We start from the raw sequence: 23,292 nt of genomic DNA, 5'->3' as shown, positions 1-23,292 counted from the left end.
ACTTATGACTAATAGCATTGTAAATAATCCATATTTCTAATAAGCTAGGGTTAACACCTATGTGAGAGAAGGCATTGTTGGAAAGAGGGGATATATTTGAATTTAAAAATTCATAGTGATTTCTCCAATGCAAATCTTGATGAAATAAGAGAAGTCTATGCTTCTGTCGGGTGGACAAAACATACAAATGAAATAATTAGACAAGTATTCGAAGCAAGTAATGTCATAGCATATAGGAATACATTTTTTCGACACATTCATATTTAGGAGAAATGATAAAAATGAAAACTGAAAAAGAGAAAATGTTGGCTGGGGAAATGTACAACCCTGCTGACCCAGAGTTATCAAAGGAACGCGAGGCAGTAAGACGGCAGGTTAGAATATATAACCAAACTTTCGAATCTGAAGCAGAAAGGAGGACTCAATTATTAAAGGAATTCCTCGGCTCCACTGGGGAAAACGTGTATATGGAGCCCAATATACGATTTGATTATGGTTATAACACACACGTGGGTGAAAACTTTTTTGCGAACTTCGACTGTACCATCTTAGATGTTTGTGAAGTGCGATTTGGGGATAATTGTATGCTGGGACCTGGCGTACAGATCTACACAGCAACTCACCCGCTCAAGCCTGTTGAACGGAACGAAGGAAGAGAGTACGCGAAACCGATTACCATTGGAAACAATGTATGGATTGGCGGCAGTGCCATCATCAATCCTGGTGTTACAATAGGCGACAATGTTGTCATTGCTTCAGGTGCCGTCGTTACCAAAGACGTGCCAGATAATGTGGTAGTGGGAGGAAACCCTGCAAAAATCATTAAATGGATTGAGGAATAGGGAAGTCATATCTACTATGAGGTTCTTCTCAATTCGTATAAAGTGCTATTCAATGTTTGCTGGGAAAATTTGGTGAGCTAATAAATTGAAATAGTTGTATTTCTAAAAAATTTCTAGAATTGAATCAGAAAAGAATCACCAAGCCAGTTATTGAAAAAAGGATCATACATAAGATGTAAATCAATTTGTAAGATCCTTTTTAATGACACATCGTATGATCAAAAAGAACAGTCCCTGCTTTTTCTACTACTGTTCTACCATAATCTCACCAAAGCATATGCAGTTTCTTTGGTTATGTTTGGCTTGATAGAGTGCTTTATCTGAAAAAGCATAAAGACTGTCTAGTTCTGTATGTTTATTGGGGATAAGGTTGATGACCCCCATGCTAATGGTATACTTTTCGGAAACACCGGGTATATCTGCTTCCGCAACAAGCCCCATAATTTGTTCTAAATACTTTTCAGTTTCATTTTTGTCCATTCCGTACAGAAGGAGAGCAAACTCATCACCGCCATATCTGCCAATAAGATTTGTAGAACCGAGAAACTGGCGGATTCGCTGTGTAAGGTCCTGTAGTATTCGATCTCCGGCATCATGACCATAGGTATCATTGAAATTCTTAAAATGGTCGATATCATATAGAATAAAGGACAGGTGCTCTTGATTCTTTATACATTGAGCAATAATTTGTTCAGCTCTTGAAATAAACGTTCTTCGATTTAACGTTTGGGTTAATTCATCATAGTATGCCATATAAATGAGTTCCTCATTTGCCCTCTCCTTCAGGATTAAGATAAATCCTGTATTCCCAAGAATCATCACTAAATATAAGGATAAAAAAAAGATTGTCTGAATGAATCCAGGTGTAAATAAGCCCATTTCCTTATTCGATGTAATGGCAATACCTCGTATGTATTAGTATATTTCCTATTTTTTTGGGGAAAAATGGCGGATTTTCATTTAATTTTCATATTGATTGTTTTAAAATATTCTAATAGAACCATTATTTGTTTTAAAAGTTTTATTCACTATCAATATTTCTTAAACGACGAAAGAAACTGAAAAGGCTAACCAATCACCCAATACTAGAATCAAGCAGTTCCTCAGCAAAAGTCATGAACCATACCTTTCTTCCAATCTCAAAATCCAACAGAACCGTGATATTTTCAGGGAAAGTTAGTCTGTCAGTTATTATCCCAACATTTAGAGGAAGTGTTCACAGATGGCTTATATTTTAATTAATGATCCCGAACGGTTATCACTATTGTCGCTAACCGGTGTTACTGAATCATCACTAGAACTAATTCACCAGCATAAGGATATATTATTGCCGTTAGTGGGTCCGATAGTAGATGAGCTTTATGAACAAATTTATCGGGTCGATCATCTAAAAAAAATTATTGATTACTCTTCTACATTAGAGCAACTGAAGGAGACCCAACGGATTTATTTAACGCAAGTTTTCTGTCCAATTATCAATGACGCCTATATTAAAAATCGCTATAAAGTCGGCAGTGTTCACTCAAGAATTGGATTGGATTTACAATGGTTTATTTCTGTACACCGTTTATACTGCCAAATAGTATTAGATTTTCTGGTCAAATCAATGCCTATTAAAGAGGCTTCTGAATTAATGAATGCAATCGAATCGCTGCTCAATTTCGATGTCCAAATTGTCGTTACTGCCTATACAAAAATTGAAATGGATAAAGCACTGTTTCCTTTACGGTATGAATTTAAACATTTACAGAATAAAGCCGGGTTAATTGACCAAGATTTTGATATTTTAGATACTTTTAATGGTAAATTAACTTATCGCTTGGAAGAAATTATGAAAAAGTTCTATCAGGGTCTTTTTCAGCGAGCGGCCCATATTCCCTGGAAATCCAAAGATGTTCTTAGCGAAACTGAATATCTAAAAAATTATCTTACACAATTTTTCCAGGAGAAAGTATACAGGGATGAGATCTCGTTTTATCGGGTTATTCGAGATTGGGTAAAGAAAATTAATCAAAAGAATATTTCAGAGCAAGAGTTGACTTTTATCATTGATCTTTTTAATGAAGCAGTCCGTGAGACATTTTTAAAGAGGGATTCTCAATATGAAAAAGAAGTTATCACGTTCTTAGGTTCATTTGAGCGTTTAATCAGATTTACGTTAGCAGTCGTGAGAGAACTGTTAATGCCATATAAGTCGCTGGAAACTTATAGCTTTCTAAATATTTTCGGCTATGAAATTGATATTTTGGATTTTGGGATTGTCACTTGGGTTGATGACAATGCCAAGCGATTATTAGAGTCACAAGGAGTTAAGAATGATGCCATTTTAGGAAAACGCTGCTATGAACTTTTATATAATCGGGTTCTCCCCTGTACAGGATGCCCGGTTCGCCATGATAGCGGCGAGTCCTTTATTACTTCGAAAGAAAATGACAATATTTCGCAATACTTTAAAACATGGCAGCTACCGCAGCCAGCCATTGCTGAATTAAGTCACCGGCTGCTAGTAAGCCAGAATATTACCGATGAAACAAAAGTCATTTTTGATACAATTGAAAGTTTGTTAGAGCTGGCAGAATTAAGAGACGATGATACTGGTAAACATGTGGAAAGGATTGGAATGCTGGCCAGAAAATTAGCGCAAATATCCGGTTGTGATCAACAGTTTATCCATAACATAGAACTTGCTGCAAGATTCCATGATATTGGTAAAGTAGGAATTCCTGATGCGATTTTAAATAAACCAGGAAAATTAACACATGAAGAAAGGGAATCAATGAAAACCCATTCGGAGATTGGCCATAAAATTCTGTCAAAACTGGATTTGCCTGTTATTCAAATGGCTTCACGGATTGCTAATACGCATCATGAAAAATGGAATGGAACAGGATACCCCAATCAATTGAAGGGTGAGGAAATACCGCTTGAAGGAAGAACCGTCGCCATAGTAGATGTCTTTGATGCATTGTTAACCAAAAGAGCCTATAAAGATCCTTTCCCTCCGGAAAAAGTGAAAACGATATTAATAGAAGGAAAAGGTGAACATTTTGACCCGAATTTAATTGATGTATTCCTTTCGATGTGGGATGAATTTATCACTCCTTATCAAATAACGACTTCAACAGAAGTTCAGTAATTTTAAATTTTTGTAAAGGGAATATGACCGTTTCCGTTTTTGGAGACGGTCTAGTTTTTTGGGCCCGCTGATAGGGACTTTTTTCTTTTCAAATTTGCTGGACCTTGGTAAAGTATTATCATAATGAAGAAAAGGAAAGGAATGTCATCTTGTGAAAAATGGCTTTTTATTCTTAGGCCAGCTTTTTTTTATTTGGCTTATTTATGCATTTTCAAAATATATTGTTGAGACCTTCCATATCCCTATTCCATCAAGTGTATTGGGGATCATTATTTTATATATCATGTTAACCTGCAAAGTGATTCAGGTAAGGTTTATTGAGAAGGGAGCAGCCTTTTTAAATAAGCACTTAGGATTTTTCTTCATCCCGATTGCTGTCGGCCTAATGAACTATGGAGAATTAATTAAAACCCACGGATTACAATTGCTGCTAATGATTGGATTCAGTACGATCATTGGCTTGGTGATAACAGCGGGAACAACTCAATATTTGACAAAGAAGCAAGAGAATTCAACCGGGAGGGATAAGACTTATCATGGACAGTCTCACTCTGCCTAGTATTTTTATAACGCTCATCGTGTATATAGCTGCAATCAAACTGGCAAAACGGTTCCCATCCCCATTTACCACGCCGATATTAACCGCCACTGCAGTCATAATCGTGATTCTTAGCTCATTGGGCATCAGCTATAACCAATATACACCTGCAAAAGATTGGATGACCTTTATGCTGGGACCTGCTACTGTTGCTCTTGCGGTTCCAATGTATAAAAATCAAAAAATCATTAAGGATAAGCTCAAACCTGCTGTCTGGGGACTAATGATCGGTACAATCTCAACGATTACTTCGGCTGTTTGGCTTACAAAAGCATTAGGATTATCTGACCGTTTTCAAGCGACGTCTGCGGTGAAAGCCGTCACTACACCTGTGGCAATTGAAGCGGCTGTTCTTATTGGCGGGAACCCGCCGCTGGCAGCAGCCTTTGTTATTACCGCAGGTATTTTTGGGGCAGTGCTGGGCCCCATCATTTTATCATTAGTAAAAATTACCGACCCCTTTTCACGCGGTCTTGGTATTGGTACTGTATCGCACGGGATTGGCACCAGTCAAATTATGATGGAAGGTCCCGTTCAAGGAGCCGTTTCAAGTCTGGCGATGGGGGCAGCAGCAATTATTACTTCAATCATTCTCCCGTGGATTTATCCTCTCATCCACTTTTAAAATGTGTTCGTAGAATGGTATTTAACTGACAATGACTACACCGCATTGGTCGAAAGCCAACTGGTTTGTGGCATCGGTGTAACATTACAAAAAAAGAAGACGGATGCCGGAGATTCTTGCAGGATTCAAAGGGGACATCCATCTTCTTGAAAAATTATTGATAAAGCTGGTCGCTGTTTCCGACCGTAGGATTCTGGTAGTGGGCCATATACTGTTGAATTTGATCGGAGTTTTCCGGAATAACCTGATACATGGCGCCAATTTTGGCAATATCCGCTGGGGCTGCATTTTCAACAGGATAATACCCTTTGGAAGCCATATATTGCCACATGTCATACGCATGAGAACAACTCATCATAAAGGCGGTTTGGCAGAATGAGCGAATCTCCGGATTGACCATCTCCATCGCGGCCCACGCATATTCTCGACCGGCTCTTTTCAACGTTAATAGATAGGCTGTGGCCATTTCGCGGTCATTCATATTTTCTACCATGGTTCTAGGCTGAACAGCGGGAGCAGGAGAAATCATTTGCAAGGTTTGGTCGGAAACCTGTCTGTTTTCGCTTAACAGTGGTAATTCCTTTTTAGCCCCCTCCATTTTATTTAAAAATTCAACTTTCATATTATAGTCCCTTACATGAAGAGGTAAATGTCTTTCGAGAATTTTTTTAAATTCCGAATCCTGAACATGTTGGAGCATGTAGGCCATATTAGTGATTGAATTTACACAGCTCATCGTCAGTTCATTTAAATCATGCAATTCATGTGCCGCTAGTTTCATTCTGCTTCCCTCCAAAATTTATATTTCATTCCATATATTGTTCGATATGAAACAAAAAAATACACCATTTTAGGGATAATCTGTTGCTGAATTGTGTTGCTGAATTCATGGAAATAAACGGGGAAATTATAGCGAACAGGCTTTGCTGTTGAACTATGATGCATCCTACAGTCAAAATATTTGTCGAATTTTGAATTCTATATTAAAATAATAATGGAAAAGCATATTTTTCCTTTTTCCCTTAGACATTCCTATAATATTAAGAAATTTTATACCTATGTCTAAAATTCTTACTTATCGGAAGGTGAAACGCCATGAATAATAGATTAGTGGCAGAGGAGCGCAAAGAATTTAGAAGATCCGTTTTGACCAAATTAAGAAAGGAAGGAAAGATCCCGGCAGTGGTCTATGGGAAACATGAAAACAGCAAGGCAATTGTTGTGAAAAATCAGGATTTCCTCAAACTCATTAGGGATCATGGAAGAAACGGGATTATCTCCCTTGAAATTGGTGGCAAACCAAGGAATGTGGTCCTTGAAGATTTTCAATGGAACCCGATTAGTCATGATGTTCTTCATTTGGACTTTCTTCATGTCGACATGTCTTCTGAAATTCACGCGAAGGTCTATGTTGAGTTAACAGGAAATGCAAAAGGGGTAGAACATGGAGGGGTTCTACAACAATCTCTTCATGAAATTAATGTTACCGCGAAACCAAATGAGATTCCCGAAGCTATTGAAGTGGATATTTCTGATCTGGAGATTGGACATACCATTAATATAGGTGCAATTAGAAATAAATATCATAATATCACGATTAAGCATGAGGACGATGAAGTAATTGCTACAATTATTGATTCTGGTTTTGTACAGGATGATAGTTCCAACGATGAACAAAGCAGTGCAGCCTCAGATGCAGGACAAAAAACCTTGGTAACTCAAGGGGCATAACCCATAAATACAGCGGATCCGTTTCGGAGAGTCGCGGCGCTGCTTATTTAAATGCTACACTCTTGTGTAAAATGGTGTTTTTTTACAAAAAGAACCCGATCGATTTCAATTTCGATCTGGGTTCTTTTTGTATCGTCACAAATGGGGAAAATTGAAATGACAGGCGTCGCGTCGATATACCCAAATAATTGCTCGCGATTCGGCTCTTTTTCTATTGATTGTAGAAGAGATTCGAAAAGACAGATAAATTTTCTGATAAATTCTCAGATAAATTGTAGTTGACGGGTAAATTTTGAAAACCGACGGGTAAACGGTCAAAACCGACGGGTAAAGTTCCAAAATCGGCGGGTAAAATTCCAATTTTGACGGGTAAAATCAGAAAAATGACGGGTAAACGGTGAGTCCTGCTTATGAGTACACTTTCGGTTCACCATCATCCCAGTACTTACTAATGTAATCGACAATAATAAAGGAATAAAAACACTGCAAAAGTAACTGTTAAGTATTAATCAGAATTGTTAAACTACTTGTAACATCCTTGGCCTACTTCAAATATATCCAATAGGAGGGAAATAAATGGAGCAAAAGGTAGGTTTGATTCCGTATCAAGTAGTGGAGCAATTCGACACGGTCAATGAAGTGCCAAAGGGGATTGGAATGATTCAGGCTCCAAAAATTTGGGAGAAAACAAAAGGAAAAGGAATCACAGTTGCCATTTTAGACACCGGCTGTGATTTGACTCATCCCGACTTAAAAGATCAGATTATCGGCGGGAGAAATTTTACGAACGATGATAATGGAGACCCTGATGTTTACAAGGATTACAATGGCCACGGCACCCATGTTGCAGGCACGATTGCAGCGATTCAAAACAATAACGGTGTTGTAGGGGTTGCGCCGGAGGCAAAATTACTGATCATTAAGGTGTTGGATAAAAAAGGTTCCGGTCAATACGAATGGATTATTAATGGAATTAACTATGCCATTGAGCAAAAGGCTGATATTATTTCGATGTCGCTTGGCGGTCCGGTAGATGTCCCTGAATTGCATAAAGCGATTCAAACAGCGGTTCAACATAATATTCTGGTCGTTTGTGCAGCAGGTAATGAGGGGGATGGCAATGATTCAACGGATGAATTTGCATATCCCGGCTCATATAATGAAGTGATCAGTGTTGGGGCGGTTGACTTAAATAGGAACTCATCCAGGTTTTCCAATTCAAATAATGAAGTTGACTTAGTGGCTCCTGGTGAAAAAATTCTATCCACCTATTTAAATGGAACCTATGCAACATTAAGCGGAACCTCCATGGCAACGCCTCATGTTTCCGGAGCCATGGCGCTGATAAAAGTACTGGCCAACTCCAGCTTTGAACGGAATTTGACAGAACCCGAACTCTATGCCCAATTAATTAAACGGACTGTCCCATTAGGAAATTCACCAAAACTTGAAGGCAATGGATTAATTTTCTTAACTGTCCCGGAGCACTTGTCAGAACTTTTTGCTAAGCAATTCACTCCTGAAATAGTGGAATTGTAGGTTCCATGAACAAAGAAACAGCACCCTTTAAGTGCTGTTTCTTCGATTAGGCATTTTGTTTCCTCGATAATCTTACATTCTCCTTAAGATTGCTCAGATTCGCAATCCGGTTACCTTTTGTTCCTTTCACAACTGCGCCATTTCGTTTGATCGTCGAGGAACCAATCGTGTTTGCCTTGACTGTTCTCGCCATAAAAGCCGTCTCCTAAATTCCATTATTCTTTTTCCTTTTAAAATGTCGTAAAAATCGGTTATTTGTGCCTAATAAAATGATTTTCGATGTACAGTAGATAAAATCCTTTAATTTTTCTTTTGTAAATATGTTTTCTTTGAGAATAAATACGGCAAGTCCCAGCTTTAAAGTACCGTAATTGCGGACGGATATGAACTGCTTAATGGGACTTTCCCGTAATTCCATTCGGCTGTTGACAGAAGGCTCTTGTACCCGGACATATGGCATGTCCAGCGCAGAGTTTATTAATTTGGCCGCACCTTCGATGTCTAAAGGTGTTTTTAAATATACTAATTCAACATCATTGTTTTTTCCTTGGAAGTACCAGACAAATTCGATAAGACGTTCAGGGAGGCCGAATATTTTCTTGATTTCTTCATGATTTCGCAGCATAAAGATGGTCATTTTTTCGTCTATTACTCTAACAGAAGATTGTTGCTCAAATGCAGTTAACACATCTCCTAACTTGTCTTCAAGCTCTAAGTATGATTCAAAATCATTATGTGGGGAAACGGAAGGAGTTGGTTTCAAAATCACCTTCTTAATCATTAAAACAGCATTTACCAAACCCAAAAGAAATAAACCATAAATCAAAATTAATAGAATAAATTGTAATGCTTGTAAAATAGGACTTTTTTGTTCTTGGTATTGAAAAAAGCCGGAAGTAACAAACTTGGACATCTTTACGTGGAGATCTCTCAAAAGTTCAGAGTCATTGGTGATTAAATAAAGGGAAAATAAAGAGATGATAACAAACAGTATAAAACCCGGTATGCCAAATTGTTTGAATTTATCTTTCCAAGCCAAATAAGCATCGCCTCCCTATTTGGCTTAATTTTACAAAAATAAAGTTTTGTTTACAAGGCATGGCAGAATAATTAGTTATTTTTTACCAGGAATAATGGGTCGAGTCCGTTTAATTGTAGTTCTGAATACCTTGGTTCCATTTTTAAGGATACCTTCCTTCTCACTTGAAATGGTTACGTGCATGTCAATTTCCAAAAGATGTTTAATGCTAGTCTGTATCATCAAAGCAGCTCCTTCCCAATGGCTATATTATTGTTTATATCTCCAGGTTAGAACAGATTATGCATAAAAAGTGGCGCCAGTGCATCCAGAATAATTTTGTTAGGTTTTTATTGTTTTCAACTACTTCCATTTTTTCTTGACATATATATCACTCTGATACACGATGGGAGGGAATGAAGATGCTGCTTAATGGTTTGTGAAATGACTATTCATGTAAGCATGTCATTTTTTCAAGGAGGGACTAATATGTTAGGACATTTAGGATTTTCATATGTAGGTCTGATCTATTTATTGATGTTATGGATTCCGAATATCATTTGGAGTAAGAATAAGCCGATAGATTATGATAGCAGCCACGAAAATAAAATATTATTAGTGTTTGAACGTGTTGGACAAGTTTGCTGTACTTGCAGCATCCTGATTTTTAAAGATTTTAACATTACGGCCTTTTCTCCGTGGAGTTTCTGGTTGATTGCATCGTTTTTATTGATGATTGTTTATGAGATTAGTTGGATTCGCTATTTTATAAATGATCATACGGAAGCAAACTTTTATCGCAGTTTTTGGGGGATTCCTGTGCCTGGTGCGAGTTTGCCGGTTATCGCTTTTTTACTGTTAGGCATTTATGGTAAAGTTGTCTGGCTGATTGCATCAGCGATCATAATTGGTATAGGACATATAGGTATACATGTCCAGCATTTAAAAGCGATCAAGCAAGTTTGATTATTTTTGAGAAAAACTTTTGGCCGCAGAAAGTCAGGTTATAAGTTCGCAACAAGCAATAGGAAGCTGAAAAATTACAGGGACGTAAAAGCCGTTAAAGGTTAACCCAATCAGACCCATTTATTAGTCGTGGCCAGTCTGAGCAATGTTGACCTAGCGGATTATTAATTTTGTATAACCAGGGACAACCATGTTATTTTCAGGTCGTGTCATTTGTTAATTATTGTAATGATTATAGTGAAAAATTCTTAAGTATTGAAAACACATATAGGAGGTTTGTGGGTATTTTGTTAATATTATGGATATGTAGATAGCAAAATAGTATAATTACTAGGAATTGTCTTGTTATATAAAATTTTACAGTTGCTAGTAGGAGGGCGGATGAGACTAAGCTATATTCTTATTATTAACGGTTATAGGTTAGCCAATGGGAAATATCATTAGGGGATGAAGGTAGCAATGAAAAGGATTCAAAAGTTTTCTATTTTGCTAATTGTCATGCTTGTGAGTTTAGCTTTTTCTTCTAATAAAGGATATGCCGCTATTAATAAAGAGGGGTATACAAAAAGCAGCAGCACAATATCTAAAACAATTTCCAAAGGAAAAAGCTATCAGTTTTCGAATGTAAGTAAAAAGACCGGTCAAGTTAAGATTACTGGAACGAGCAAAGCAAGATATGATTTTGTCGTCTACGATAAGTATGGAGAAGTATACAGCAGCCTGTTACATGATTGGGGATACTCATACATCACAGTTCCGTCTGGCGGTAAGGTGATCATCACCAATCAGGGGAAAGAATCTATCAAAGCAGGTGGTCCTAAATCTTTATTCAAAGGTAAAGCAAGCAGTTCAGCAGCCTTTACCAGATCCACGGTTTCTAAAGGGAAAACCTATCAATTTTCGAATCGAAGCAAGATAGATGCACCTGTTAGAATCAAGGGCTCAGACAAAACAAGATATGATTATGTTGTGTACAATCAATATGGAGAAGCGGATCAATACAAAACTAAGTTGAATGAATCATACTCTTCCATGGTTACCGTGCCCGCCGGTGGAAAAATCGTGATCACGAACATCGCCAACGAGCCGATCATAGCAGGAGGCCCGAAAGCCTTATTTACGGGCAAAAAAAGCAGCTCGGCGGCTCTAACAAGAGCCACGATTTCCAAAGGAAACACGTTTGTGTTGACGAATACTAGTAAAATAGAAGGTCCTGTCAAGATCAATGGCTCAAGTAAAACAAGGTATGATTATGTCGTGTACGATCAATATGGGGAAGTGGATCAATACAAAACTAAGTTGAATGAATCTTACTCTTCCATGGTTACCGTGCCCGCCGGTGGAAAAATCGTGATTACGAGCATTGCCAACGAGCCGATCATAGCGGGAGGCCCGAAAGCCTTATTTACGGGCAAAAAAAGCAGTTCGACGGCTCTAACAAGAGCCATGATTTCCAAAGGAAAAACGTATGTGTTGACGAATACTAGTAAAATAGAAGGCCCTGTCAAAATCAATGGCTCAGACAAAACAAGATATGATTATGTCGTGTACGATCAATATGGAGAAGTGGATCAATACAAAAATAGGTTGCATGTATCCTACTCTTCCACGGTTACCGTGCCTGCGGGCGGAAAAATCGTGATTACGAGCATTGCTAATGAACCGATCATTGTAGGAGGCCCGAAAGCCTTATTTACGAGCAAAGCAAGCAGCTCAGCAGCTTTTACGAGATATACCATTGAAAAAGGGAAAAGTTATGAATTATCCAATATTAGTAAAATGGATATTGATGTAAAGATTGTTGTTTCAAGTAAGGGAAAATATGATTATGTGGTCTACTATCAATCCGGTGATGTGAAGAAATTCGAGATTGATAATGGGTGGACTTCCACCTTCACAGTACCAGCGGGCGGAAAAATTGTGATTACTGGTAAAGGAAATGAACCAATCATCGCGGGAGGGCCTAAATTATTTTTCACGGGTAAAGCAAAGTAAGGAAAGTTAACGCTGGAGAAAAGCTAAGTAGTTCAGTTTGGAGTACAAAATCACAATTCATACTCCAAATTGGACTACTTTTTAAATAACATTACGTCTAAATGAATATGGAGGGGAGAATATTTGCAGAAAATAGTTTCAATAGTGTGTCTATCCTTGATTTTGGTAATGAACGGTTGTAATCATTTATCGAAGCCAAAAATTTCGGAAGAACAGGCAAAATCAATTGTGCTAGAAAGCCACACTAAACACATTGGTAAAGTTGAAATAAAATCAGTTAGTCATAAAGGTAATAAGTATATTGTTAAATGGCAAAATAAAGAAAACTGTGAGAACGGAACGGACTATATTGATGATGAAAATGGCAAAATGCTAAAAGGCGAAACGACAATATGTTAAATAATTAATAGCATTGAACTTGAAATCGACCTCTTAGTTCCGAGGTCTTTTATTTTTTTAATAAAATGGACATCTGCATACAAATTACTAAAGGGAAATGGTGGAATGAACCTAAACCTTGTGATTCGGTAATCAGGGGGAGTTCTTCTTATTATTTTTTTTATATATCGTTGGTCTTCGCTATATGCGAAATAGGCAAAATACATTAATCAACCCAATCGGTCAAAGTTTTGCAAAAGTGGAATAAGAGCATTCATTTACCGTTTCACTAGTCAAGAGTAGGTTTTCTCCATTTTTTTGTATACAATAAGGATGGAAATTAAAAATAGAAAAGGTGATAACATGAGTCAATTAGCTGAGTTTTTAGCAACGAATCAAAATAAGAACGTCGAAGAATTAAAAGAGTTGCTCCGGATTCCAAGCATTAGTGCACAGTCGGAACATAAAGAGGATGTTCAAACCGCTGCTTCTTGGATCGCCGATAAATTGAAAAACATCGGAATGGAGCATGTTGAAGTGATCCAGACGGAAGGTCATCCGATTATTTATGCCGATTGGCTTCACCAGGAAAATGCCCCGACAGTTTTAGTATATGGCCATTATGACGTACAGCCTGTAGACCCAGTTCATTTGTGGGAAACCCCGCCGTTTGAACCAACCATCCGCGATGAAAAAATCTTTGCCAGAGGGGCAACCGATGACAAAGGACAGCTGTTTCTACATATCAAAGCAGTGGAAAGCTTATTGAAATCGGAGGGGAAATTGCCGGTCAACGTTAAATTTTGCATCGAAGGGGAAGAAGAAATCGGAAGTCCCCATCTTCCAGCATACTTAACTGATAATAAAGAAAAGTTATCCTGTGATGTCGTCGTCATTTCCGATTCCGATATGTGGGACAAAGGCGTCCCTGCCATCACCTATTCCTTAAGAGGTCTATGTGCTTTGGAAGTTTCTCTTCATACGGCAAATACTGATTTGCATTCAGGCAGTTACGGCGGGGGAGTTCAGAATGCCAACCATTTATTGGTTCAGCTGCTCTCAAGCTTGCATGATACAAACGGAAAAGTAAACGTGGCCCATTTCTATGATGATGTTGTCGAACTGACAGAATTTGAAAAGGAACAAATGAAAGCATTGGGGCTGGATGAAGAAAAAGTAAAAGAATCGTTAGGGTTAACGGATTTGACCGGAGGAGAAAAAGATTATTCCTATGCTGAGAGAATCAGTTCCCGGCCGACATTAGAGATTAACGGAATGTGGGGTGGTTTTCAAGGGGAAGGGACCAAAACGGTGATCCCGAACGAGGCCCATGCCAAAATTACTTGCCGTCTTGTCAACAACCAGCAACCTAAAAAGATTCAGGAATTGATCAAAAAACATTTGGAAGAATTTGCACCTAAGGGATGCATAATAAAAGTATCACTCCAAGATACGGGGAATCCATTTTTAACTCCGATCGACAGTCCGATGATTCAAAAAGCGGCTGAAGCGTATCAAAACGTGTATGGTAAATCGCCTGTGTACAAACGAGAAGGCGGTTCGATCCCGATTGTATCAGATTTCAACCAAGCATTAAATGTTCCCGTCGTGTTAATGGGCTTTGGCCTGCCGGGAGAAAACCTTCATGCTCCGAATGAACATTTTCATTTGGAAAACTTTAATAAAGGGATCTTAACCATCTGCAGCTTTTTCGAACTGATTAGAAAATAGAACGATAAATGAAGGGTGCCTCTCAGTGAATAACGTTTAGAGGTACCCTTTTTTAGATAGTTTATCTTTAAATTACCCTAGTTAAGAAGGCGAATTTTTCCAAATGGTGGTGCCAGGTAACGAGGAATGATAGCAGTCTTTCAAAACTGTCTAAAAATAGTAAGAAACTTATCCACCTTGTTGATAACAATATAGACTAAAATATAGATATAATCTTCACGCGAAAAATGGCAGGGGAGGTTTTTTCCTTGGAGTACAAGATTGGTGAAGTTTCAAATATCTTAAATATCCCGATTGATACGCTTCGTTATTATGAGAAAAAGAACATTGTACACCCAAAAAAGAGCGCTAACAATAACTATCGGTTTTATGATGCGTGGGAAATCAATTATTTAATCGAATGCAAAAAATTTAGAAGCTACGATTTCTCGCTGTCTGAAGTGGAGGATATTTTATATCATGATAGTCTCACCAAGTTCATGGATAAAATTGATGACAGGCAAAGCTATTTTGAGGAAAGATTGAAATACTATACACTCCTGATGGAAAAAAATCAGGTGTACCAGCACTCCCTGCATTCGATTAAAAAAAACCTCTGGGAATGTACCTTAACCGAACACCCGGAAATTTACTATTTCATCCATAGATATAATTACACATATAAAAGTAAGGATCAATTCGGCGATTTTTTCGATATTTGGCTGGGGTATTTTCCCTTTGTTGAGACCATAATTGAGATTCAAGAAGAGGCAATTTTGAATCGAGATCATTGCAATGAGCATGGCTGGGGATTTGCCATTAAAAAAAGATATGCAGATGCATTCCAAATTCCTCTAAATGAAAAGATTAAGCATGTCGAAAGTGTTAAGAGTGTTTATACAGTCATCTGCGCAGGAGATAAAGGAAGTTTTTCCTTACAATTACTGGACAAGGCAATGTCCTTTATTGAAAAACATGGCTATAAACTCTCCGGAACGATTACCGGCAACCTGCTGGCCCGGGTCCATGAACCGGATGGTTATCAGCGTTATATTGAGGTTTGGCTGCCTGTCACAAAATTGTAAATATCGTTGTCACCAAACATGATTGACCCTGTAGTAAGTAAAGGGTTTACGCTTTAGCTATCAAATAAAGAAAGAAGGTCAATCATGTTTAACAAATTATTTTCACCCTTTCATATTGGTGATTGTGAAATAGTGAACAGACTCGTCGTCCCGGCAATGGTTGCCAACTACTGCAACGAAGATGGAACAGCTACTGACCGATATATCGCTTACCATGAAGCCAAGGCAAAAGGCGGTTGGGGCTTGATTATTACTGAGGATTATGCGGTTAATCAAAACGCAATGGGATACAAGTATATTGGCGGTTTTTGGAATGATGATCAAATCGTCAGTCATAAAAAGTTAACCGATACTATCCATCAGTATGATACAAAAATCTTTTGCCAAATCTACCATGCTGGCAGACAATCCAATCGGTTCGTAAACGGCGGTGTTCAACCGGTGGCACCATCAGCGATTCCTTGCCCTTGGCTGCGCGAGCTTCCTCGTGAACTGACGATTCCTGAAATAGAGCAAATCGTTGAAGAGTTTGGAGATTGTGCCTTAAGAGCAAAGAAAGCTGGCTTTGACGGCGTCGAAATCCATGCAGCCCATGGCTATTTGATTGCCGAATTTTTATCTCCTTATGTCAACAAGAGAACGGACAAATATGGCGGCTGTTTGGAAAATCGGGTCCGGTTTTTACAGGAAATCTATGAAAATGTCCGCAGTAAGGTCGGAACAGACTTCCCAGTCATTGTTCGTTTCTCAGCGGATGAGGTGGTAGAAGGCGGCCGCGATATGGCAGAGTCAAGGGTATTAGCTAAATTATTTGAGGAGTGGGGATTTGATGCCCTCCACGTTTCAAGCGGTGTTTACGGTGATCACAATAAAGGAATCGTTTCACCAATGTATGTCCCTCATGCTTGGACAGTGGATTTTGCTGCTGAGATTAAGAAATTAGTCAATATCCCGGTAATCACCGTAAATAGAATCAATGATCCGCGGATGGCCGAAAACATCCTGGAGTTGAATAAAGCTGATTTCGTCGCAATGGGAAGAGGTTCTCTGGCCGATCCAAACCTGCCAAACAAGGCAAAGGCAGGAGATTTGACGTCAATTAGATATTGCGTCGGCTGTATGCAAGGATGTGTCGGAAATCTGCTTAAAGGTGACTCCATTACTTGCTTAGTGAATCCGAGTCTGGGGAGAGAAGACGAACTTGACTACGAACCTGTTGAAGAACCTAAAACTGTATTTATCGCTGGAGCAGGCCCTGGCGGGTTAGAAGCAGCCCGTACTGCTGCAATCAAAGGGCACCGGGTTACTCTGTTTGAGAAAAGAGGATTTTTAGGAGGACAATTCAAATCTGCAGCCTACCCGCCTTTTAAAGGGGAATTAGCCACTTATACGGCATGGATCTCCAATGAATTAAACAAGCTTGGAGTGGAAATTCGCCTGAACACCGAATTAACAAAAGAAGTGGTCCAAGCTGAACAGCCTGATACCGTAATTGTTGCTACTGGCGGCAGTCCGGTAGTCCCAGCTATTAAGGGCATCAACAAAGCTCATGTCGTTACCGCTGAAGATGTATTACTTGGAAATGTACCTACTGGTGACAGAATCGTTGTTGCCGGGGGCGGCGAAGTTGGCGGCGAAACAGCAGCTCACCTTGGTATGCAACAGAGAGAGGTGACAATTGTCGAGATGCTTCCGGCCATTTTAAGTGAACTTGACGGAGTCAACCGCTATCACCTCAAGAATATTTTAAAAGAATATGAAGTAAAGCAATATACCAGTACAAAAGTAGTTGAAATCTTGGATGACGGCGTGGTCATTGAAAACAGTCAGGGTCAGTTCACGATTCCGGCCGAAACGGTTGTCCTTGCACTCGGTTATAAACCAAACCATAAACTGGCTGAGGAACTTCAATCCGTGCATCATAATGTGATTACCATCGCCGGAGCTGTCAAAACCAGCAACGCCCTTGTCGCTACTAAAGAAGGATTTGACGCAGGATTGAGCATCGGCAGCACTGAGTCAAATTTAGTGACGGTTTAATCATCAGCTTACTTAAAAAATCCAAATCCTAATGACCAAGGGTTTGGATTTTGTGCGCTTGGCAGCGCATCGGACTAGAGGGTGAAAGTCCCGAACACACCGAAGTGGCGGAAGTGTATAGCTGACAGGTAGTGCATTGCCGTGAGGAAATGTGCAGAGGACTTGAAGGCAAAACCTGGAACAGGCGACTATTTAACCATGTTGGCTGGCTGAGTCGGATAACCCTGCAAAATAAGGGAGTGTCCAAAACCACAAGAAGGCTCTGTTAGTTAGGAGGACTGGATTCAGGGGAAAGCCCGATGACGTGACCCAAGGAGGTCTCATCGTCTCCATACATACTATGGTAAACCTTAAACAAGTCAGTGATTGGCAAGTTAAGGCTATGGATGGTGAGAAGTCAGAGCAGGGGATAGTAGTGAACAAACTTACCGGAAAGGTCGCAAAGGTAAGTGACTCAATACCTAGTTATTGAGAGGAGCCATAACCCAAAAGGTATGGACTCTATGCGAAGCCCGTCTGTCCATGGAAGAGAAACTGAGTTAGCTTAGAATACGTCATGTCCATACAGAAACCGAGAGGACAAATCCATAGAATCGGGGTCGAACAGAAGGGTAGACCGTATGGGGCGTAGTACTTTATGGATCTGTTGATATTGCCGAGGTTGGGCTAGTTAATCATCAGACTGAAAGGAAAGAAACGGAACATGAACGGAAAAGAAGACAAACAAGGTTTTCGTGAGGGAGTAAAGACTCCACAAAAGAAGAAATGGTATAGTCTCATAGATAAAATATGGGCAATGCCTAACATGGAGGAAGCCTTTAAAGAGGTAAAAAGGAATCGTGGAGCCGCAGGGGTAGACGGAGTAACCATTAAAGCATTTGAATTTGGTGTGGAGGATAATGTACAAATCCTTCAACGTGAGTTACGAGAAAAGACATACAAGCCGAGACCTGTGAAGCGTGTATATATTCCAAAGGCTGACGGTTCAAAAAGACCTTTAGGCATCCCAACCGTGAGAGACCGAGTAGTACAAGCTTCTGTACGTAGAATAATAGAACCAATATTTGAAGCTAAATTTCTTGATTGTAGTTTTGGTTTTCGACCGAATCGAAGTGCACATATGGCATTAGAGAAAATCCGAAAGGATTTACTGGATGGGTATGTGTACGTAATTGATGCAGACCTGAAATCATATTTTGATACAATTCCGCATGACAAACTTATGACTTTAGTTAGGGAAGAAATAGTGGACGGAAGTGTCATTAGATTGCTTGAAAGTTTTCTCCAAGCAGGAATTATGGAGGGTGGCAGTTTCCATCTAAATGAAAAAGGTACTCCACAGGGCGGTGTCATCAGTCCGTTACTTGCGAACATATATTTGCATCCATTGGATGAACTTATGACAGAAAGAGGGCATCGCATTACACGATATGCAGATGACTTCGTTATTTGTTGTAAATCACAAAAGGGTGCCGAAAGGGTACTTAAATCAGTCACTCGATTCCTTGAACAAAAACTCGGATTAATCATCCATCCCGAAAAGACTAAGATTGTTAATAATATGAATGAATCATTTGTTTTTCTGGGGTATGAATTTAAACAAGCTTTCTGGGTTAAACCTTCTAAGAAATCTATAAAGAAGTTTAAAAGTAAAGTCAAGGAGATAACAAAGCGAAACCAAACGGTGAACATTGAAAAACTGATTAAAGAAAGACTCAACCCATATTTAAGAGGATGGGGAAATTATTTTGGATATTGGCACTCAAAGACACTAATGGTTAAGTTTGATAAATGGATTAGAAGAAGATTACGGTCTGTTCAATTAAGAAGTTGGAGGAAAATAAGGAAACTACATAGGGAGTTACGCAGAAGAAAATGGAAAGGGGAACTTCCACAGCTTCGGATGTATGCATGGAGAAGTTCAAAGTGTAAACCCGTAAACGTAGCCCTTCCAAATGAATGGTTTTATAAAGAGAAAGGTCTTGTTTCTCTTGTGGATATTTACAATGAACATCATCCCCAACGGGGATAATCATGGAGGAGCCGTATGCGATGACCCGCACGTACGGATCTGTGAGAGGCGCATGAGTAATTCATGCGCCTACTCTATTTAAAACCGCAAAACGTCAAAGTTCGAATTATAGTAACAATAGTCATATTCTTCCCTCGAGTATAACGAGTATTATTATTCTAGAAGCATTTTTTCAAAAAGGACTTTGCAAAAAACATCCCGACACGGGGAGTTTAGGCCATGATTCTAGGTGAAGTCAAAAGAGTGATGGAAAGATGGAAGAGATTGGAGGGACGCCAAATTGAGTCTTTTAGATAGGGTAAAGGAATCCGGCATTATCGGGGCAGGTGGGGCAGGATTCCCTACACATGTGAAATTGGCAGCTAACGCGGAATACATCCTTCTAAACGGCGCTGAATGTGAGCCGCTTTTAAGAGTGGACCAGCAATTGATGGAATTGTATCCTGATGAAGTCATCAAAGGTTTTGCAGCGGCAGGAAGGCTGGTAGGAGCCCGTAAAGCACTTTTAGGAATTAAAGGGAAACATAAAGAAGTGATCGCGATTCTGAAAAAACGAATTGAGGCACTGCAGCTAGGGGATTTCGTTGAGGTAAAAGAACTGAAGGATATGTATCCTGCAGGCGATGAGCAGGTTTTGGTCTACGAGCTGACGGGCAGAGTCGTTCCCCCGGCAGGGATTCCGATTCAGGTCGGCTGCGTCGTGATTAATACAGAAACAGCCTTAAATGTCTACTATGCTTCCGAAAATAAGCCTGTCACGGAAAAATATATCACGGTTGCCGGCGATGTGCCGAAGCGATTGACGGTAAAGGTGCCAGTCGGGACGCCGATTATCGATGTGCTGCGGTTGAGCGGGATTGAAAATTTTGATGACTATGCTGTTATTGACGGTGGTCCGATGATGGGCCCTGTTATGGATCATTTAAACGGTTATGTGACAAAGAAAACGAAGGGCTTACTTATTCTGAAAAAACAGCACAATTTGATTAAAAGAAAAACGACGACAATGGATCAGGCTAGAAGAATCAATAAGACTTGTGAACAATGCCGGATGTGTACGGATCTGTGCCCGCGGTATTTACTGGGGCATAATCTTCAGCCACATAAGATGGTGAGAGTAACAAACTATGGTCTCGAAGATATCGAAGACCAAAAGATGGCGCTGCTTTGCTCCCAGTGTAATTTATGCACCATGTTCTCATGTCCCATCGGGATCTATCCAAAGCACGCCAATATGTTTGTCAGAGAGAAATTAGTGCAAAAAAATATCCGATATTCTACGGAACAGACCCAATTCGAAGCCCGCAAAAATCGGGAATTTCGTTTGGTACCAAGCAAGCGTTTGATTGCCAAATTAGGATTATATCATTTTGATCAACCGGCGCCCATGACGGAAATTACCGTAGATCCGGAGGTTGTACATATCGCCAGAAGACAGCATGTCGGGGCTCCGGCAGTACCGGTTGTTTCACTCGGCGACCATGTTGAGGCCGGACAGCTGATTGGAAAGATTCCGGAAAATAGTTTGGGTGCCACAATTCATGCAAGCATTTCTGGAACGGTCATCGAAATTAATGATGCATTCATTGCAATAAGGAGGGACTGATATGCCGAGTGCAATTGGTGTTGTTGAATTTACAAGTGTTGCCCGCGGTATTTTTACAGCAGACCAGATGGTAAAGGTTTCGGATGTAGAAATTGTCACCGCCAGTTCGAGCTGCCCGGGCAAGTATATTGCGATTGTTCATGGTGACGTCGCGGCTGTTCAAGATTCAGTTAAAACGGGTGAAAGAATCGCAGAAGAATATTTTGTCGATTCTATGATTATCCCAAATGTAAGCCCAGAGGTTTTTCCTGCGATCACAGGAACAACGATGCCTGAAAAAATTCAAGCTTTAGGGGTGATGGAGTCTTTCTCAATTGCCACAATGATTTTAGCTGCGGATGCCGCCCTTAAGGCTGCGAATGTGGAAGCAATTGAGCTTCGTTTGGGTAATGGCTTGGGTGGCAAGGCCTTCTTTACGTTTACCGGCAATGTAGCGGCAGTGGAAGCAAGCATTGAGGCGGGAAGGGCGATTGCCGAAGAAAAAGGCTTACTGGTAAATGCCGAGATTATCCCATCGCCATCGGAGAGATTTATCCCTTGTCTATTCTAATAGAGTCAGGACAATCATTTTTAACAGAAAAATAGAGGGCTGCTCAGGAGGTCATATATTTGGCTTTTTGACAGGCCCTTTTTTATGTTTAAAGAATAGATAAATTCGTCCTCACTCATTTGGATTGGCAGCACCGTTTTACGATATAATTTTCCCAGACGGAATTTTGTAATAAATATATAACGAAACCCAATTTCCCGCACAATTACAGGTGCATCCTATCTTTTTCACTGTGAAAACGTATATACTTATAGCATCGGAGACTTCTTCCATAAAAGGGGTGAGCTGATTGAAAGTGTTAATTGCGATTGATTCCTTTAAAGGCAGCATTTCTTCCGTTGAGGGCAGCAAAGCTATTGCATCAGGAATCAAAGACGTCTATCCTGATGCGGAAATTGTCACCCTCCCTTTAGCTGATGGTGGTGAAGGGACCGTAAAGACAGTAGTGCAAGCGACTAGGGGAAAACTGGTTAATAAAGAAGTAACCGGACCCTTAGGTGAAAAGACAATCGCCGCCTATGGAATATTGGCTGACGGTAACACCGCTGTCATTGAAGTGGCCGAAGCTTGCGGGCTTCCACTTGTCCCATTGGAAAAACGTAATCCTTTATGCACAACGACTTTTGGTGTCGGCGAACTGATTTTAGATGCCGCTAGACAGGGGTGTCGGAATTTTGTGGTCGGGCTTGGCGGCAGTGCAACAAATGATGGAGGAATCGGTATGCTCCAGGCTCTAGGCTACCGTTTTTTAGACAGCCGTGGTGCAAGTATCAGTTTAGGGGCGAAAGAGTTAGCACATATTGTTAAAATAGACTCCAGTCAGGTAAATCCACTGCTACAACAATGCTCCTTTAGAGTGGCGTGTGATGTGAATAACCCGCTGTACGGGCCGGACGGTGCTTCCCATATTTTTGGACCGCAAAAGGGAGCAACACCTGAGATGGTGGAGGAGCTGGACCGTGGGCTAAAACAGTTGGCGGAGGTTGTATCTGCTGAACTTGGCGTGGATATCCAAAATATAGCCGGTGCCGGTGCTGCCGGCGGCTTGGGAGCGGCGTTTTCTGGATTTCTGAAGGCCAAACTTGAGTCTGGTGTGGATCTGGTACTGGATATGCTTGAAATGGAGAAGCACATAGTGGGCGCCGATTTAGTTATTACTGGTGAGGGAAGGATTGATGGCCAGACTTCGATGGGGAAGGCTCCTATGGGCGTTGCCAGACTCGCCCAAAGCCGCCATATTCCAGTTATTGCCTTGGGCGGAAGTGTTGTTGAAGAGACGAAAGGTCTGCACTCGCTTGGGATAGCCTCTATTTTCCCGATTCTGAGTTCACCAATGACATTGGAACAAGCGATGGATTCAACAGCCACCTTTGAAAATCTGCGCAGAACAACGAATCAAATATTTAGGCTGCTGCATGCAGTTCGCTTCAAGGTGGAATGA

The 23,292-nt window shown here is 40.1% G+C and carries 20 protein-coding genes; 16 read left to right on the top strand and 4 right to left on the bottom strand.

The annotated features are described in order from the left end of the window. The first annotated feature begins 281 nt into the window (after window positions 1-281). Window positions 282-842, top strand: a complete 561-nt coding sequence (locus RCG24_RS11290) for a sugar O-acetyltransferase (RefSeq protein ID WP_202655000.1) — start codon at window positions 282-284, stop codon at window positions 840-842. Between the two features lie 246 nt (window positions 843-1,088). Here the strand turns inward: RCG24_RS11290 and RCG24_RS11285 are convergent, their stop codons facing one another. Further along, on the bottom strand, window positions 1,089-1,661 hold the full coding sequence (locus RCG24_RS11285; RefSeq protein WP_308076972.1) for a GGDEF domain-containing protein: 573 nt from the start codon (window positions 1,659-1,661) through the stop codon (window positions 1,089-1,091). A 403-nt stretch (window positions 1,662-2,064) separates the two neighbouring features. Here RCG24_RS11285 and RCG24_RS11280 point away from each other — a divergent pair, with 403 nt between their 5' ends. From RCG24_RS11280 to RCG24_RS11270, 3 genes are all read left to right on the top strand, one after another. Next, a complete protein-coding gene (locus RCG24_RS11280; protein WP_308076971.1) occupies window positions 2,065-3,978 on the top strand; it encodes an HD domain-containing phosphohydrolase in 1,914 nt (637 codons plus the stop codon). Window positions 3,979-4,129: 151 nt separating this feature from the next. Then, a complete protein-coding gene (locus RCG24_RS11275) occupies window positions 4,130-4,537 on the top strand; it encodes a CidA/LrgA family protein (protein ID WP_202655003.1) in 408 nt (135 codons plus the stop codon). Then, window positions 4,515-5,201, top strand: coding sequence for an LrgB family protein (locus tag RCG24_RS11270; RefSeq protein ID WP_308076970.1), 687 nt, complete (start codon window positions 4,515-4,517; stop codon window positions 5,199-5,201). Before RCG24_RS11275 ends, RCG24_RS11270 begins: the two co-directional genes overlap by 23 nt. A 154-nt stretch (window positions 5,202-5,355) precedes the next feature. Here the strand turns inward: RCG24_RS11270 and RCG24_RS11265 are convergent, their stop codons facing one another. Continuing rightward, complete coding sequence (locus RCG24_RS11265) at window positions 5,356-5,982, bottom strand: spore coat protein (RefSeq protein ID WP_202655005.1); 627 nt, start codon at window positions 5,980-5,982, stop codon at window positions 5,356-5,358. A 314-nt stretch (window positions 5,983-6,296) separates the two neighbouring features. Here RCG24_RS11265 and RCG24_RS11260 point away from each other — a divergent pair, with 314 nt between their 5' ends. Both RCG24_RS11260 and RCG24_RS11255 read left to right on the top strand, forming a co-directional pair. After that, the gene (locus tag RCG24_RS11260) at window positions 6,297-6,932 is read left to right on the top strand and encodes a 50S ribosomal protein L25/general stress protein Ctc (RefSeq protein ID WP_308076969.1); all 636 of its coding nucleotides are present in this window, start codon (window positions 6,297-6,299) and stop codon (window positions 6,930-6,932) included. 576 nt (window positions 6,933-7,508) lie between these two features. Continuing rightward, window positions 7,509-8,471, top strand: a complete 963-nt coding sequence (locus RCG24_RS11255) for a S8 family peptidase (RefSeq protein WP_202655007.1) — start codon at window positions 7,509-7,511, stop codon at window positions 8,469-8,471. 46 nt (window positions 8,472-8,517) lie between these two features. Here RCG24_RS11255 and RCG24_RS11250 read toward each other — a convergent pair whose 3' ends face one another. Together RCG24_RS11250 and RCG24_RS11245 are read right to left on the bottom strand one after the other, a co-directional pair. Continuing rightward, on the bottom strand, window positions 8,518-8,664 hold the full coding sequence (locus tag RCG24_RS11250) for a hypothetical protein (RefSeq protein ID WP_202655008.1): 147 nt from the start codon (window positions 8,662-8,664) through the stop codon (window positions 8,518-8,520). A gap of 12 nt (window positions 8,665-8,676) precedes the next feature. Then, a complete protein-coding gene (locus RCG24_RS11245) occupies window positions 8,677-9,510 on the bottom strand; it encodes a hypothetical protein (RefSeq protein WP_308076968.1) in 834 nt (277 codons plus the stop codon). A gap of 468 nt (window positions 9,511-9,978) precedes the next feature. Between RCG24_RS11245 and RCG24_RS11240 the strand changes: the two genes are divergently transcribed. From RCG24_RS11240 to RCG24_RS11195, 10 genes are all read left to right on the top strand, one after another. Next, entirely contained in the window at window positions 9,979-10,455 is a 477-nt protein-coding gene (locus RCG24_RS11240; protein WP_202655010.1) for a hypothetical protein, read from the top strand. A 459-nt stretch (window positions 10,456-10,914) separates the two neighbouring features. Next, window positions 10,915-12,450, top strand: a complete 1,536-nt coding sequence (locus RCG24_RS11235) for a hypothetical protein (RefSeq protein ID WP_308076967.1) — start codon at window positions 10,915-10,917, stop codon at window positions 12,448-12,450. A 123-nt stretch (window positions 12,451-12,573) separates the two neighbouring features. Continuing rightward, the gene (locus RCG24_RS11230; RefSeq protein WP_308076966.1) at window positions 12,574-12,849 is read left to right on the top strand and encodes a hypothetical protein; all 276 of its coding nucleotides are present in this window, start codon (window positions 12,574-12,576) and stop codon (window positions 12,847-12,849) included. A 312-nt stretch (window positions 12,850-13,161) separates the two neighbouring features. Then, on the top strand, window positions 13,162-14,559 hold the full coding sequence (locus tag RCG24_RS11225; RefSeq protein WP_374049090.1) for a dipeptidase: 1,398 nt from the start codon (window positions 13,162-13,164) through the stop codon (window positions 14,557-14,559). A 248-nt stretch (window positions 14,560-14,807) separates the two neighbouring features. After that, window positions 14,808-15,623 carry a MerR family transcriptional regulator gene (locus RCG24_RS11220; RefSeq protein WP_308076965.1) on the top strand — a complete coding sequence of 272 codons (816 nt, stop codon included), beginning with the start codon at window positions 14,808-14,810 and terminating at the stop codon, window positions 15,621-15,623. A gap of 84 nt (window positions 15,624-15,707) precedes the next feature. Next, entirely contained in the window at window positions 15,708-17,663 is a 1,956-nt protein-coding gene (locus RCG24_RS11215; protein WP_308076964.1) for an oxidoreductase, read from the top strand. Window positions 17,664-18,366: 703 nt separating this feature from the next. After that, window positions 18,367-19,695, top strand: coding sequence for a group II intron reverse transcriptase/maturase (ltrA, locus tag RCG24_RS11210; RefSeq protein WP_308076963.1), 1,329 nt, complete (start codon window positions 18,367-18,369; stop codon window positions 19,693-19,695). 280 nt (window positions 19,696-19,975) lie between these two features. Then, window positions 19,976-21,301: a 4Fe-4S dicluster domain-containing protein gene (locus RCG24_RS11205; RefSeq protein WP_308076962.1), complete on the top strand. Its 1,326-nt coding sequence runs from the start codon at window positions 19,976-19,978 to the stop codon at window positions 21,299-21,301. A 1-nt stretch (window position 21,302) separates the two neighbouring features. Further along, window positions 21,303-21,851: a BMC domain-containing protein gene (locus RCG24_RS11200; protein WP_308076961.1), complete on the top strand. Its 549-nt coding sequence runs from the start codon at window positions 21,303-21,305 to the stop codon at window positions 21,849-21,851. 289 nt (window positions 21,852-22,140) lie between these two features. Beyond that, a complete protein-coding gene (locus tag RCG24_RS11195) occupies window positions 22,141-23,292 on the top strand; it encodes a glycerate kinase family protein (protein WP_374049089.1) in 1,152 nt (383 codons plus the stop codon).

Source organism: Neobacillus sp. OS1-32, from assembly GCF_030915425.1.
Lineage (GTDB): Bacteria > Bacillota > Bacilli > Bacillales > Cytobacillaceae > Neobacillus > Neobacillus paridis.
This window is presented reverse-complemented; position numbering and strand designations above follow the sequence as displayed.